This is a genomic window from Cupriavidus sp. D384 (assembly GCF_001652915.1).
In the GTDB taxonomy this organism is placed as follows: Bacteria; Pseudomonadota; Gammaproteobacteria; order Burkholderiales; family Burkholderiaceae; genus Cupriavidus.
Genome location: NZ_BBQI01000050.1, coordinates 45,645 through 59,517 on the forward strand (window position 1 = coordinate 45,645; position 13,873 = coordinate 59,517).

The 13,873-nt window shown below is 67.8% G+C and carries 11 protein-coding genes; 3 read left to right on the forward strand and 8 right to left on the reverse strand.

Features of this window, described 5'->3' with window-relative positions; all coding sequences use genetic code 11:
* Positions 1-2: 2 nt before the first annotated feature.
* From A9J21_RS13510 to A9J21_RS13520, 3 genes are all read left to right on the forward strand, one after another.
* Entirely contained in the window at positions 3-764 is a 762-nt protein-coding gene (locus tag A9J21_RS13510; RefSeq protein WP_066736356.1) for an SDR family NAD(P)-dependent oxidoreductase, read from the forward strand.
* 33 nt (positions 765-797) lie between these two features.
* The gene (locus tag A9J21_RS13515) at positions 798-1,907 is read left to right on the forward strand and encodes a flavodoxin family protein (RefSeq protein ID WP_066736358.1); all 1,110 of its coding nucleotides are present in this window, start codon (positions 798-800) and stop codon (positions 1,905-1,907) included.
* A gap of 74 nt (positions 1,908-1,981) precedes the next feature.
* On the forward strand, positions 1,982-2,605 hold the full coding sequence (locus A9J21_RS13520) for a BON domain-containing protein (RefSeq protein WP_066736360.1): 624 nt from the start codon (positions 1,982-1,984) through the stop codon (positions 2,603-2,605).
* A gap of 178 nt (positions 2,606-2,783) precedes the next feature.
* On the opposite strand, the gene A9J21_RS13525 is transcribed toward A9J21_RS13520, so the two are convergent.
* The 8 genes from A9J21_RS13525 to A9J21_RS13560 form a co-directional block, all read right to left on the reverse strand.
* On the reverse strand, positions 2,784-5,030 hold the full coding sequence (locus tag A9J21_RS13525; protein ID WP_082926412.1) for a catalase: 2,247 nt from the start codon (positions 5,028-5,030) through the stop codon (positions 2,784-2,786).
* A gap of 109 nt (positions 5,031-5,139) precedes the next feature.
* Positions 5,140-6,150: a PleD family two-component system response regulator gene (locus tag A9J21_RS13530; RefSeq protein ID WP_066736362.1), complete on the reverse strand. Its 1,011-nt coding sequence runs from the start codon at positions 6,148-6,150 to the stop codon at positions 5,140-5,142.
* 6 nt (positions 6,151-6,156) lie between these two features.
* Positions 6,157-7,188, reverse strand: a complete 1,032-nt coding sequence (locus A9J21_RS13535; RefSeq protein WP_066736364.1) for a chemotaxis response regulator protein-glutamate methylesterase — start codon at positions 7,186-7,188, stop codon at positions 6,157-6,159.
* Positions 7,185-9,491, reverse strand: a complete 2,307-nt coding sequence (locus tag A9J21_RS13540; RefSeq protein WP_066736365.1) for a hybrid sensor histidine kinase/response regulator — start codon at positions 9,489-9,491, stop codon at positions 7,185-7,187. The genes A9J21_RS13535 and A9J21_RS13540 overlap by 4 nt, the downstream gene beginning before the upstream one ends.
* The gene (locus A9J21_RS13545) at positions 9,488-10,186 is read right to left on the reverse strand and encodes a chemotaxis protein CheW (protein WP_066736368.1); all 699 of its coding nucleotides are present in this window, start codon (positions 10,184-10,186) and stop codon (positions 9,488-9,490) included. Before A9J21_RS13545 ends, A9J21_RS13540 begins: the two co-directional genes overlap by 4 nt.
* Positions 10,179-11,483, reverse strand: a complete 1,305-nt coding sequence (locus tag A9J21_RS13550) for a protein-glutamate O-methyltransferase CheR (RefSeq protein WP_066736369.1) — start codon at positions 11,481-11,483, stop codon at positions 10,179-10,181. Before A9J21_RS13550 ends, A9J21_RS13545 begins: the two co-directional genes overlap by 8 nt.
* A complete protein-coding gene (locus tag A9J21_RS13555; RefSeq protein ID WP_066736370.1) occupies positions 11,480-11,953 on the reverse strand; it encodes a chemotaxis protein CheW in 474 nt (157 codons plus the stop codon). Before A9J21_RS13555 ends, A9J21_RS13550 begins: the two co-directional genes overlap by 4 nt.
* A 21-nt stretch (positions 11,954-11,974) precedes the next feature.
* Positions 11,975-13,594: a methyl-accepting chemotaxis protein gene (locus A9J21_RS13560; RefSeq protein WP_066736372.1), complete on the reverse strand. Its 1,620-nt coding sequence runs from the start codon at positions 13,592-13,594 to the stop codon at positions 11,975-11,977.
* Between the last annotated feature and the right edge of the window lie 279 nt (positions 13,595-13,873).

The following is a 13,873-nucleotide window of genomic DNA, read 5'->3' on the forward strand; positions in this document are numbered from 1 at the left end:
CCATGAACCGTTTTCAGGACAAGGTCGTGATCGTGACGGGTGCGGGGTCCGGCATCGGCGCTGCTGCCGCGAGCAGGTTTGCCTCAGAGGGGGCGGCAGTCGTGCTGGCGGGCCGTACGCGCGCCAAACTCGATCAGGTCGCCAGCAACCTGCCAAACGGGCAAAGTCTGGTGCAGGTGACGGATGTGAGTCAGCTCGACCAGGTGGAGGCGCTTGTCCGCGCTGCAGTGGACCGTTTCGGCAAGCTCGACGTCATGGTCAATAACGCGGGGGTGGCGCCCGAAGGCCGCGCAACCGAAGCCAGTGTCGAAGATTGGCGCAAAGTCATGGCGACGGATCTTGACGGCGTGTTTTTCGGCGCGCGCGTCGCCTTGCCGCACCTGATCCGCACCAAGGGCTGCATCGTCAACACTGCGTCGGTGTCGGGGCTGGGCGCGGACTGGAAGCTGTGTTTCTACAACGCGGCCAAGGGCGGCGTGGTCAATCTGACGCGCGCGCTGGCGCTGGACTATGGGCGCGACGGCGTGCGTATCAACGCAGTGTGCCCGACACTGACGCGCACGGACCTGACCGTCGACATGTTCAAGAACGAAGCGCTGCTCGACAAATTCCGCGAGCGCATCGCGCTGGGGCGCACAGCGGAGCCCGACGATATCGCCGGGGCGATAGCCTTCCTGGCGAGCGATGACGCGCGCTTCATCACTGGCGTGAACCTCCCGGTGGATGGCGGGCTGAGTGCGTCGAACGGCCAGCCGCCGCAGTAGCGGCGACTGGGTGGCCCCTGGATCAGACCCTGTATGGCAGAAAAGAAACGCTCCGACGCCAACGCGGATGCCGCCCACGATGTACGCAAGGGCCAGGTTACCGACAAGGTAACGCGCGACGTGTTCCGCGAACGCTTTTGCGCGCGCTTTCACGATCCGGCCTTTCGCGCCGAGGATGCCGCCATCGACCGGCTCGAAGCCATCGCATGGGATGCCTATAGCGAAGGCCGCAAGGCGCCCGTAACCGAAAAGGCCGGCCCCGGCGCAGCCGATCCGGACTATGAGATCTCCGTCGAATGGCGCCAGACACGCGATGCCGTGCGCGATGCCCAGCGCGAGCACGACGACTCCACCGGCCCCTTGCGCGTGCTGCTGGTCATCGGTGCCGCCAGAAACGACTACACCTGTCCAGGTGAAATATCGAAGTCCTGGCGCCTGGCCGGTATCGCCCGGGCGCGCATGGAAGCACTGGGCATGACGGTCGATACGCTCGACCTGAGCCTGCTGGCATCCGACCCGGATCGGCATATCCATCCTTGCAAGGGTTGTGTGTCCACGTCGATGCCGCTGTGCCACTGGCCATGCAGCTGCTATCCGAACCACTCGCTCGGCCAGGTCAATGACTGGATGGCGGAGATCTATCCACGCTGGGTGCGGGCGCATGGCGTGCTGATCGTCACGCCCACCTACTGGTATCAGTCGCCGAGCCCGCTGAAGCTGATGATGGACCGGCTGGTCTGTGCCGATGGCGGCAACCCTGATCCCAGCAGCACGCATGGCAAGACGGTGCCGGAAGCCAAGGCACTGGAATTGAAAGGCTGGGACTACCCCAAACATCTGGCCGGGCGCGTCTTCGGCGTGGTCGTGCATGGCGATGTCGCGGGCATCGAAGGTGTGCGCCGATCGCTGGCCGACTGGCTGAACTGGATGGGTCTGATCGAAGCGGGTGCCCCGGCGCGGCTTGACCGCTTTATCGGCTACTACGCACCGTATGCCACGTCACATCGCGCGCTCGACGAGGATGCCGGGGTGCAGAAGGAAGTCGAGAATGCCGGTGCGGCGGTGGCCCAGGCGGTCATCCTGCGGCAGCAGGGCAGGCTGCCCGCCGTGGGCGAAGACCTGAAGCCACCGCGCCCCAAATAGCCTACGTGGTCATTCGCCCGTTGCGGCACGTTTCTTGCGCCAAGCACGGTATCTGCAACCATCAGGAGCGGATCATGTTCGACTTTCTGCGCCGTCACCGGCATGAGCGGAGCGATGACGATGCCACGCGCGATGCGGCACGCGATACCGGCCCGCAATTCCGGGAGCCATCGGGGTCCGAGACTTGGCGCGCGCACGCGCACCGGGACCGCGCGCAGCGTCACGATGAACCGGGCTATGGTGGCGCCGGGTACTTCGGCAGCAGCGACAGCGGTGGACAGTCATTCAATGGTGCGCAGCGCCTGTATCCGGGAGACCCGGGATACCGCGCGCATCCGACCCACCCGGTCAGCTCCGCGCGTATTGGCACGGCACGTTACACGGGCCCGAAAGACTACCGGCGCGCCGACGACCTGATCCGCGACGACATCTGCGAGCGCCTGACGATGCATGACGGTATCGATGTGTCAGAAGTGTCGGTCGAAGTCGAGAGCGGTGTCGTCACGCTGTCCGGCATGGTCGACGACCGCTACGAGAAGCACCTGATCGAAGACATTGCCGACGACGTGTTCGGGGTACAGGACATCGAAAACCGTATCCGCGTGCAGCGCCGCGACTATCTCCACGACCGGCATGACGACCGGCTCGAAGACGGGGCGGGCGCCGAACGATCGGAACGTACGCTGAACCTGAGCTGACGGCGCAGGCAACTACATGGCGGCGTGCGACGACATGCTCGTGGTGGTGACCTGTCATCTGTCGTTCGCCTTGCGCCAGCGTTCGTCCGAGGCGCGCGAACCCGCGCTCGAAACAAGAGCGGTGTAGCGCGGCGCGACGGTGGCACGCCGCGCCACAATCGCGCCGCCGTCACGTCAATCAGACCGGAATCTTCATCGCATCGGGCCGTTGCCACCAGCGGTGCTGGCCCACGGCGTCAAGAAACGCCTGATGGGTTTTGGCATCCTCGCTCTTTCCGATGACCAGGCCGGGCCCGGCGAAGCCGCCCTGTATGCCGGCTCGCCGCGCGGCCTCGGCCACCAGCACTGCGCCGTTGCCGCCGGCGCCCACTGCCTTGAAGTGCTTGTAGGCTTCGCTGACGAACAGCAGCGCCCGGGGGTCCGGGTCAGCGGGCGGGTTCTTGCCGTCGGGTACATAGACCGCATCGAACAGCACCGAGCCGACGGACGACAGCGCAAAGTCCACCTGCAGCGTGGCGCCGCCTGCAGTGGTCACGCTGCTGGCGCGCGGGCCCACGATCTTCGCGCTGGCGCGCAGGCCTTCGGCCATCGACCGCAGCGACTGGATCGCCGCATCGTCCACGCCGTCGTTGACCAGCACCGCAATCTTGCGGCCCGTGATATCGCCCTTGGGCTGGGCGTCCAGGCTGAGCGCGGGCGATGTCTGCACGCCGTAGTCATTGATCTGCACCGCCGGACCCACGGGCTCTACGGCGATGCCGAGCTGCTGCGCGACACCATCGGCCAGCGCCTGCGCGATGTGTACGATCTGGCCCACCACGCGCGAACGGATGGCCGGGTCCTGCACCTTGGACAGCTCGAAGCTGTAGGCGTCGATGATCTGCTGCTGCTCCACGTCCGACTGGCTGCGCCAGAACAGGTTGGCCTGCGAAAAGTGATCGGCAAACGTATTGCTGCGCACGCGGGCCTTGACCGCGCCGTCCTCTGCGGGCGCCGGATAGTGCCGGTAGGCGTCCTTGTCGCCGGCCAGGAACGGACAGCCACCACTGACCGAGTTGGGCTGGTAGCTTTCCTTGCCCTGTACCACGGTCTGCCGCATGAACCCGTCGCGCTGGTTGTTGTGTACCGGGCAAAGCGGGCGGTTGATGGGCAATTCATGGAAGTTCGGCCCGCCCAGCCGTGTGATCTGCGTATCGATATACGAGAACAGGCGCGCCTGCAGCAGTGGATCGTTGGTGAAGTCCATGCCCGGCAGAAGGTGCCCGGGATGGAATGCCACCTGCTCGGTCTCGGCAAAGAAGTTGTCGGGGTTGCGGTCCAGCACCATTCGCCCGATGCGTTTCACGGGCACCAGTTCCTCGGGGATGATCTTGGTCGGGTCCTGCAGGTCGAAGCCGAGCTTGAGCATCTCGGTCTCGGGCACCAGCTGCACGCCGAACTCGTACTCGGGGAACTGGCCCGTCTCGATCGATTCCCAGAGGTCGCGCCGGTGGAAGTCGGGGTCCTTGCCGTTGATCTTCAGCGCCTCGTCCCAGATCAGCGAATGCGCACCGCCCACGGGCTTCCAGTGGTACTTGACCAGCGTCGCCTCGCCTTTGGCGTTGACAAGCCGGAACGTGTGGACGCCAAAGCCCTCCATCGTCCGGAAGCTGCGCGGGATTGCACGGCCTGACATCGTCCACAGCACCATATGCATCGACTCGGGCTGCAGCGAGACGAAGTCCCAGAACGTGTCGTGGGCCGACGCTGCCTGCGGAATCTCGTTATGTGGCTCCGGCTTCACCGAGTGCACGAAGTCCGGAAACTTGATGCCGTCCTGGATAAAGAACACCGGCATGTTGTTGCCCACCAGGTCGAAGTTGCCCTGGCGTGTATAGAACCGGGTGGCAAAGCCGCGCACGTCGCGCGCCAGGTCGGCCGACCCGCGCGATCCGGCCACCGTGGAGAATCGAACGAAGACCGGCGTCTTCTCGCCGACGCGGGTGAACAATCCGGCAGTCGTGTAGTCCTCGATCGACTCGGTCAGCTCGAAATAGCCGTGCGCCGCCGCGCCGCGTGCGTGCACGACCCGCTCGGGGATTCGTTCGTGATCGAAGTGGGTAATCTTTTCACGCAGGTGGAAATCTTCCAGCAGCGTGGGGCCGCGCAGGCCGAGCTTGAGCGAGTCGTCGTCCTCGGGAATCTGCAGGCCCTGATTGGTGGTCAGCGTCTTGCCGGCATTCGATACCAGGTTGCCGACGCTCGGCGATCCCAGGTGCTGGGGGCGGCCCGACAGACGGTCGGCCACGGCCTTTTCGTAGGTGCCGTCCTGATTGCTGCCCGACGCGCGGTCCTGGCTGGGATTGTTGCCAGAATGCTGGGGCGTGGTCTGGCTCCCGGTGCCTGCCGTGGCAGGGTTCGACTTTGGTGGTGACTGCTTGGGCATGGTGGCGGCCTCCTTGTGTGCACGAAGACGTATGTGGAGCCGTTCGTACCGCAGAATGCATGCCAAGCGGGCACGCTGGCATATGCGCGCCGCCGCCGTGCCGGGGTCCCTACACCATCACCACCTGGTTGCGGCCGTTGCGCTTGGCCTGGTACAGACCGGTATCGGCCGCTTCGACCAGCCGGCTGAAGTTGCCGTCGGCGCCCGGTACGATCACCGCGCCGCCGATGCTGACCGTGAGAAAGCCGCTGGTGGGCGATCCGCTGTGCGCGATACGCAGCGTCTCGATGGAGCGGCGTACCTTCTCGGCCAGCAGGCGCGCGCCGCCGGGCGACGTCGCCGGCAGGATCATCGCGAATTCCTCGCCGCCGAAGCGCGCGGGCAGGTCTGCCGGCCGTGCGCAGTTCTCGCGGATCACGGTGGCGACGCGGCGCAGCACTTCATCGCCCGCCACATGACCGTAGGTGTCGTTGTAGGCCTTGAAGGCGTCGACGTCGATCATCAGCAGCGCCAGTTGCGTCTGCTCGCGCTGGGCGCGCTTCCACTCGGCGCCCAGGTATTCGTCGAAATAGCGCCGGTTGGACAGGCCCGTCAGGCCATCGGAGTTGGTCAGGCGCTGCAACTCCAGGTTGGTCTCCAGCAACTGCTGCTGGCTCTGGCGCAGCGCACGGTAGGCTTCGTCGCGCTGCAGCAGGTTCAGGTACGAGCGCGAGTGATAGCGGATGCGTGCGACCAGCTCGATCGTGTCGGGCAGCTTGACCAGGTAGTCGTTGGCGCCGGCGGCAAACGCGGCGCTTTTCATCGTGGGCTCTTCCTTGGTGGACAGCACGATGATCGGAATGTCGCGCGTGCCGGCGTTCTCGCGATAGCGGCGTACCAGCGTCAGGCCATCGGTGCCGGGCATGACCAGATCCTGCAGGATCACGGTGGGCTGCGTGCGTTCGGCCACGGCCACCGCTTCCTCGGGATTGGCGCAATAGTGGAAGTCGATGTCGGTCTCGCCGGCCAGCGCGCGGCGGATCGCTTCGCCGATGATGGCCTGGTCGTCGACCAGCAGCACCATGGCCAGGTATTCGTTGCCGGAGGCCGACGGATCGGCCGGGTTCCCAGGTCTAGGCATTTTCCATTACCCCTTGTTTCTTGTTGTCGCCTGGCCGCCGAAGGCCCGGACCAGCCGGGGCGCGATGCGTGGCAGCGGCAGGATCTCGCTGGCCGCGCCCAGTGCGGCGGCGGCCTTCGGCATGCCATAGACGGCGCTGGTGGCCTGGTCCTGCGCAATGGTCAGGAAGCCGCGCTCGCGCATGGCCTTCAGGCCCTGGGCGCCGTCGCGGCCCATGCCGGTCAGCAGCACGCCCAGGGCATCGCCGCGCCAGTGTTCCACCACGCTTTCGAAGAACACGTCGATCGACGGGCGGTAAAGATAGTCGCCCGGCTCGGGCGTATAGGCCATCCGCGTACCGGCTACCAGCCGCAGATGATCGTTGGTGCCGGCCAGCAGCACGGTGCCGGCCTGCGGCGTTTCGCCAGCACGTGCAATGCGCACCGGCAGCGGACTTTGCGCGTCGAGCCATTCGGCCATGCCCTGCGCAAAGGCTTCGTCAACATGCTGCACGGCCACCACCGCCGCGCCGAATTCGGCGGGCAGGGCGCCCAGCAGCGCCGCCAGCGCCGCCGGGCCGCCGGCCGATGCGCCAATCGCCACCAGCCGTGGCGCGGCCGGTGCCGGCGCGGCGGCGGAGAGCGTTTGCGGGGCCTGGGCCCGCCCCGCCAGCAGCCGGCCGATATTGCGGATCTTGCGCAGCAGCGGGCCCGCGGCGAGCGTTGCGTCGGACTGGGTCAGCGTGGGCGTGTCGACGGCATCGATGGCGCCATGTCCCATGGCATCGAACACCTGGTTGGCATTGCGGCCCAGGTCCATCGTCACCACCACGATTGCGCAAGGCGTGGCGGCCATGATGCGGCGCGTGGCCTCCACGCCGTCCATCACCGGCATCAGCAGGTCCATCAGGATCAGGTCGGGCGTCTGGCTGGCAGCCATCTGCACGGCCTGCTCGCCGTTGCCGGCGACCCAGGCGATCTCGAGCGAAGTGTCGAGTGCCAGCGCGCGTCGCAGTGCGGCCACGGCCAGTGCGGAGTCGTTGACGATGCCGATCTTCATGTGCGCGCCTCGCCGATCAGGTCCCGCACGGCATCGAGCAGCGCGGTGTCATGGAAACTGCCCTTGGCCAGATAGTAGTCCGCTCCGGCCTGCATGCCGCGTTCGCGATCCTGTTCGCGGTCCTTGTACGACACGATCATGACTGGCAACTGCGCCAGCCGTGCATCGCCCCGGATACGGGTGACCAGCTCGATGCCGTCCAGGCGCGGCATGTCGACGTCGGTGATGATCAGGTCGAATGCCTCGGCGCGCAGCACGTTCCAGCCGTCCATGCCGTCCACGGCCACGCTCACGTCGTACCCGCGCCCGGCCAGCAGCTTGCGCTCCAGTTCGCGCACGGTCAGCGAGTCGTCCACCACCAGCACGCGCTTGCGGCGCACCACGGCGGCCTCGGTGCCGGCCTGCCGTACGCGCTCGATACGGCCTTCGGAGACGAGCTTTTCCACCGAGCGCAGCATGTCCTCGACATCGAAGATCAGCACCGGCGTGCCATCGTCGGTCAGGCTGCCGGCGGCAATGTCCTTGATCTTGCCCAGCGCCTGCGCCAGCGGCTGCACCACCAGCATGCGCTCGCCCAGCAGGCGATCCACGGCAATGCCGTAGATGCGCTCCTGCTCGCCAATCACCACGACGGGCGTGGTATCGCCTTCGCGCGGCTGTTCCGGGCGCTGCAGGATCTGCGCCGCGCTGACCAGCCCCACCGGGCGGCCTTCGTGGCGGAAGTGCTGGTGCTGCTCGGTCTGCTCGATGGCATCGCGTGGCAGGGCCACGGCACGATGCACGAGCCCGAGCGGGAACGCATAGGCCTCGCCCGAGATTTCCACCAGCAGCGCACGCACGACGGACAGCGTGAGCGGCAGTTCCAGATGGAAGTGCAGGCCGCTGCCGGGCTGCTGCGACAGCTTCAGGCTGCCGCGCACGGCGCGGACCATGTCCTGCACGGCATCGAGCCCCACGCCACGGCCGGAAACTTCGGACACGGTTTCGCGCAGGCTGAAACCGGGCAGCAGCAGGAATTCGAGCATCTCGGCCTGCGACAGCCGCGCGGCGGTGTCGGCCTGGGCCAGGCCACGCCGTACGATGGCTGCGCGCAGCGCGTCGAGATCGACACCGGCACCGTCGTCGAAGATCTCGATCACCAGGCGGCCCGCGTTATGCCGCGCCATCAGCGTGATCCGGCCTTCCTCGGGCTTGCCGGCCGCGCGGCGCGTATCGGGAAGTTCGATGCCGTGGTCGACGGCATTGCGCAGCAGGTGGGCCAGCGGCGCATCGAGCTGTTCCAGGATGTCGCGGTCTACCTGCGTCTGCTCGCCCGAAAGCACCAGATGCACGTGCTTGCCCAGCGTGCGGCCCAGGTCGCGCACCATGCGCGAAAACCCGGTCATGCCGTCAGACAGCGGACGCATGCGGCACGACAGCGCGGTGTCGTAGATCCGGCGCGACAGGCGGCTGGCGCGATGATCATACTGGTCGAACTCGTCCACGCGTTGCGAAAGCTGGCCGTGTCCGTCTTCAAGCAGCTGGCGCACTTCGGCCAGGGCGGCGCGCATGCGCGTCACCGAGCCTTCGGGCGTGTCCAGCAGCGCCTGCACGCTGTCGATTGCCTGCAGCGCGCGCATCTGCTGGCGGCGCGCCTGTTGCATGGCGCCGCCGAACGGCCGCAGCCAGTGCGATTCGACCATGGCCTCGCCAGCCATCGCCAGCAGGCGGTCCAGGCGGTCGGCGTTGACGCGCAGCATGCGTTCCTGCGTGTCGCCGCCGAAGGCAGGATCGGGCGCAGCCTCGGGAGGCGCCGCGTGACCGGCATCGGATGCCGGCGCGGCAGCGTGCGCTTCGGGCTGGGCCGCCAGCGGTGCCGGTGCGGACGCGGCCACTGCATCCGGCAGCCCTTCGTCACCGTCAAGCAGACGGCTCATCCGCGCGATCCAGGCGTCGATCTCGGGCCGCCCGTCGAGCTCGGGCCAGTTGAGGTTGCCGCCGGGCGGGTGCCCGATGCGCTGGAGCAGATCGGTGCCTTGCAGCAGGGCGTCGATATGGGCCGGCTGCAGCACGATACCGCCACGCTGGGCTGCCACCAGGCAGTCTTCCATCACATGGGCCACGCGCACCCCGCCATCGAGCCCGACGATCCGTGCCGCGCCCTTGAGCGAGTGGGCGGCACGCATGCAGGCTTCCAGATGCGAAGCGGTGGTGGGGTCGCGTTCCAGCGCCAGCAGGCCGGTGTTCAATACCTCGGCCTGCGCGTCGGCTTCGAGCGCGAACAGGTCCAGCATCGAGGCATCGCGCAATTGCTCCGGATTCATGCCAGGCTCCGCGACAGTGCCTGACGCAACAGGTCGGCATCGAGCAATCCCACGCTGCGGCCGGCGTGCTCGAACAGCGCTTGCGTGTAGCGCGACGAAGCGCGCGTCAGCGTGGCGGGCAGTGGCAGCAGCGCGAGGCGCGGCACGTGCTCGACGCCCGCCACTTCCGCCACGGGCAGCGCGATGGCATTGCGGCCCTGGCCCAGGACGAGGCAGCGCGTGGTCTGCTGGCCTGCGCCTTCGGGGGCGCCGAACAGCAGCGCCAGCGACACGCACGTGAGCAGCACCCCGCGTACCGCGGCCACGCCGATCAGGGCGGCGTGGCGCCGGTGCGGCAGCGAATGCACCGGCACGGGCGCGGTGATCTCGCCAAGCGCGGCGGTGGGCAGGGCCAGCCATTCATCGCCCACCCGGAAGATCAGCAGCGACTGGGCGGCAGTGCGGTCACGGCCCACGGTGTCCGCGGTTTCGGCGTTGCCGGCAGTGCTGTCCCACAGGCTGCCGGCGGACAGGGAATCGAGTACCGTCACGGCGGCCTGGGCATAGACCGGGCAGTTGCGGCAGCGCAGGTGATCGTTGAGCCTGGGGCAGGAGCGGTCGCCGCCGGTGCCGATGCGGCGCCAGCAGTCGTCCACGGTGCCGGCGGCCAGGCCGGGCAACGTGGTGGGGGCGTGGTGGATGATGGAATCAGCCATGGCTCAGTCGGGCATGACGCTGGGCGCGCTCGCGCAGCCGGTGGGCGCCGGGGGCATCGCCTTCGCTATCGAGCAAGGCAGCCAGGTGGTAGAGCGCTTCCTCGTGTCCCGGGTCAAGATACACCGCCTTGCGGTAGGCGGCATGTGCATCGGCGATGCGGCCGGCAGCGTCGTGCAGCACGCCCAGCAGGCACCAGCCGTCGGGCGACGATCCATGACCCGTCAGATACTGCTGGCATGCTGCTGTCGCGGCATCAAGCTCGCCCCGGTCGGCCATGGCCGAAATCGATGCCAGCGGGTTGTCGGCCGCCGCGCTGGGTGGGTGGGCCGGACCTCCGGCCGACGGCATGCGCGTGGCCCGGGGCGCTGGCATGGCGGCAGCCGGGGGCGCCTGGCGAACAGACGCTGCGGGTGCTGCGGGTGCCGCGGGCTGCCACGGGCGCGGATACGGTGCGGGCGGCGGCGCGGACGTTGGGGCAAGGGCCGGCGCATCCTGCGCAGGACGAAACGCAAAGGCGAGCGGCACCCCGGCACTGGTCAAGCCTTCGCGGGTCAGCAGGCTCGCTTCGGCCGGCCCCACGAAGATCAGCCCGTGCGCGGCGGTCAGCCGCTGCAGCGTCTGTGCTGCCTGCCGTTGCGTGGCCGGATCGAAGTAGATCAGCAGGTTGCGGCAGAACACGAAATCGTACGGAGGCTCATTGCCCAGCAGGCCGGGTGACATCAGGTTGCCCTGCAGCAGCCGCACCTGCGCGCGGACCTTGTCCGATAGCTGGTAGCCGGTGGGTGCCGGGGCGAAATAGCGGTCGCGAAAATCGAGCGGCACGCCGCGAAAGGCGTTGCTGCCATACAGGCCGGCGCGGGCGCGTTCCAGCGCCCGGGCGCTGACGTCCACCGCATCCACACGGAAGCGGTCGGCGGGCAGGCCCGCATCGAACAGCGCCATGGTGATCGAATACGGCTCCTCGCCAGTCGAGCACGGCACGCTGAGCACGCGCAGCAGGCGCTCGCCGTCGCCGAACGCGCGGTGGGCGGCAAAGTGGCCCAGCGCCAGCAGGGCCTCGCGGTGGCGGAAGAACCAGGTCTCGGGCACCACCACGGCTTCGATCAGCGCCTGCAGTTCGTCAGGCACCGCGTGCAGCAGGTTCCAGTAGGCGGCAGGGTCCCGCGCCCCGACGGCCTGCCGGCGCTCATCTACCGCGCGGGCAATCACGGCCGGCCCGATCGCGGCGGCGTCCAGCCCGATGCGCTCCTTGAGCAAGGCTTCGATCTGCGTGGGAGGATGGGGCAGATCCGTCATGCGGGATTTGGCTCCGGAAACAGCAGGGTATGTACGGCGTCGGGCAGCAGGTTGGACACGCGGATCCATTGCACGAGCCCCCGGGCGTCCTGGCGCACCGGGCCGAGATAGCGCGCCGGGCCGGGATCGATGCCGCTGTCGGCGAACGATGCCGGATCGCAGCGCAACGTGTCGGTGGCATATTCCAGCCGCAGCCCCAGCAGGTGCGTTGCGCCATCGGCGGTGCCGGGGCGCCGGTAATGGACCAGCACCGTGCGCGTGCTGGTGCGCGCCCCGGCGGCCACGCCGGTGGCCAGCGCCGTCACGTCGATCACGGGTACGGTCTGTCCGCGCCTTGTCATCAGCCCGCTGACCCAGGCGGGCGCGCCCGGGATCTGCTTGGTGACGGTCAGCGGCAAGACCTCGGCCACTTCGGCGCTATCCAGCGCGTAGTAGTCGGGGCCGATGCGGAACAGCAGGAAGAGCGCCATGGCGGAAAGCGGCGGGTCCGCTCAGACCTTGAAGCGCGACACGCCGCTGCGCAGTTCGTTGGCAACCAGCGTCAGTTCGTCGATGGCCTGGCTTGACTGGCGCAGCGATTCCACGGTCTGCTGGGCGGCTTCGGACAACTGCATCAGCGCCTGGTTGATCTGCTCGGCGCCGCCGGCCTGGGCCTGCATGCCCTCGTTGACCATCTGCACGCGCGGGGCCAGCGACTGCACCTGACCGATGATCTGCGACAGCTGGTCGCCCACCTGCGTCACCTCGGACATGCCGCGCCGCACTTCCTCCGAGAACTTGTCCATGCCCATCACCCCCGCCGATACGGCGGACTGGATCTCGCGCACAATCTGCTCGATATCGTAGGTGGCCACGGCGGTCTGGTCGGCCAGGCGGCGGATCTCGGTAGCCACCACCGAGAACCCACGGCCGTACTCGCCGGCCTTCTCGGCCTCGATCGCGGCGTTGAGCGACAGCAGGTTGGTCTGGTCGGCCACCCGGGCGATGGTGGTCACCACCTGGTTGATATTGCCGGCCTTCTCGTTGAGCGTAGCCAGCCGGGCGTTGACCGACCCGGCGGCATCCATCACGTGGTGCATGGTGGTTTCCATGCGCGACAGCCCCACCTGGCCCGTGCCCGCCAGGCCGGCGGTCTGTTCGGCCGCGTGCGAGACCTCGTTCATGGTGCGGACCAGATCGCGCGAGGTGGCCGCGATTTCGCGCGACGTGGCGCCGATCTGCGTGGTGGTGGCGGCCGTCTCGGTGGCGGTGGCCTGCTGCTGGCGGGCCGTGGCGGCAATCTCGTTGACGGAAGTCGTGACCTGGATGGCCGAGCGCTGGGCCTGGCCCACCAGCGAGGTCAGCTCGCCGGCCATCTGGTTGAAGCCTGCCTCCACGGCCTGGAATTCGTCGCGGCGGTTCAGCGTCATGCGCTGGCGCAGATCGCCGCCGCGCATGGTGCCCAGCAGGGAAACGATCGAACGCATCGGGCCGTTGATCGCCCGCAGCAGCAGGTAGCCGCAGACCAGGGCGGCCAGTACGGCGATGGCCAGCGCCACCTCGATGCTGGTCTTGGCGGCGCTGACCGAGTCGACGATGCCCGCGGCGGCGCGGTCGTTGACGGCGCCGTTGTCGTCTACCAGGTCCTGCAGCGCCTTGCGGCCGTCAGCCCAGAGGTCATGGGCGCTGCTGCGCAGGGTGGCTTCGGCGGTGGCCGTGTCGCGCCAGCGTGTGGGGTCCAGGTAGGGTTGGGCCGCCTGCTCGTATCTGGCACGAATATCGAGGAACGCCTTGAAACGGTTGCGATCAGCCTCGCGCTGGATCGAGTCGGCATATTGTTTCTGGAGCTTGTCCAGCCGGCGCGTGGCCTCTTCGGTCTGGGACAGCAGCCTGGAGCGCTGGGCCAGGTCGGACGCCGTCACGGTCTGCCAGGCCAGCACGTAGATCTCGCCCCAGACGCCGCGCATGCCGGCACTGTAGTTCAGGCCGGGCAGCGCGTCGGTGCGCATGACAGTGGTTTCATGCTCGATGGCGGACAGCCGGTTGTAGGCAGCCGCGCTCATCAGCGTCATGACCAGCAGGATGAAGGTGAAGCTTGCCAGGATGCGCGTGCGGATGGTCCAGTGGTTCACGGTCGATGGAGTCTCTCGTTGGGCGGACGGCCGCGGCCGGCGGGACCAGCGGGGGCCGTCTGCCAGGACCCCCACTCGAATAGGGGGTATCCCTCGAACGGGTGGTAGGCGTTTGCGGCGTAGGGTACTGTAACGTCCGGGCCATTTCAACGGTCGACGGCTTCCCGCCAGCCAGCGCCGTTGCGCCGCGGCGGCGCCAATTTGAAGCCCTTGCTTTTTTCAAAGTTTTCGTCACACTTGCCAGATAGCTTGAGCGGGGAAAATGTTCATCACAACTGA

What these genes read in the sequence shown, in the direction of transcription:
- A9J21_RS13510 (WP_066736356.1), top strand. Translation starts at nt 3, where the DNA reads ATGAACCGTTTTCAGGACAAGGTCGTGATCGTGACGGGTGCGGGGTCC.
- A9J21_RS13515 (WP_066736358.1), top strand. Translation starts at nt 798, where the DNA reads ATGGCAGAAAAGAAACGCTCCGACGCCAACGCGGATGCCGCCCACGAT.
- A9J21_RS13520 (WP_066736360.1), top strand. Translation starts at nt 1,982, where the DNA reads ATGTTCGACTTTCTGCGCCGTCACCGGCATGAGCGGAGCGATGACGAT.
- A9J21_RS13525 (WP_082926412.1), bottom strand. Translation starts at nt 5,030, where the DNA reads ATGCCCAAGCAGTCACCACCAAAGTCGAACCCTGCCACGGCAGGCACC.
- A9J21_RS13530 (WP_066736362.1), bottom strand. Translation starts at nt 6,150, where the DNA reads ATGCCTAGACCTGGGAACCCGGCCGATCCGTCGGCCTCCGGCAACGAA.
- A9J21_RS13535 (WP_066736364.1), bottom strand. Translation starts at nt 7,188, where the DNA reads ATGAAGATCGGCATCGTCAACGACTCCGCACTGGCCGTGGCCGCACTG.
- A9J21_RS13540 (WP_066736365.1), bottom strand. Translation starts at nt 9,491, where the DNA reads ATGAATCCGGAGCAATTGCGCGATGCCTCGATGCTGGACCTGTTCGCG.
- A9J21_RS13545 (WP_066736368.1), bottom strand. Translation starts at nt 10,186, where the DNA reads ATGGCTGATTCCATCATCCACCACGCCCCCACCACGTTGCCCGGCCTG.
- A9J21_RS13550 (WP_066736369.1), bottom strand. Translation starts at nt 11,483, where the DNA reads ATGACGGATCTGCCCCATCCTCCCACGCAGATCGAAGCCTTGCTCAAG.
- A9J21_RS13555 (WP_066736370.1), bottom strand. Translation starts at nt 11,953, where the DNA reads ATGGCGCTCTTCCTGCTGTTCCGCATCGGCCCCGACTACTACGCGCTG.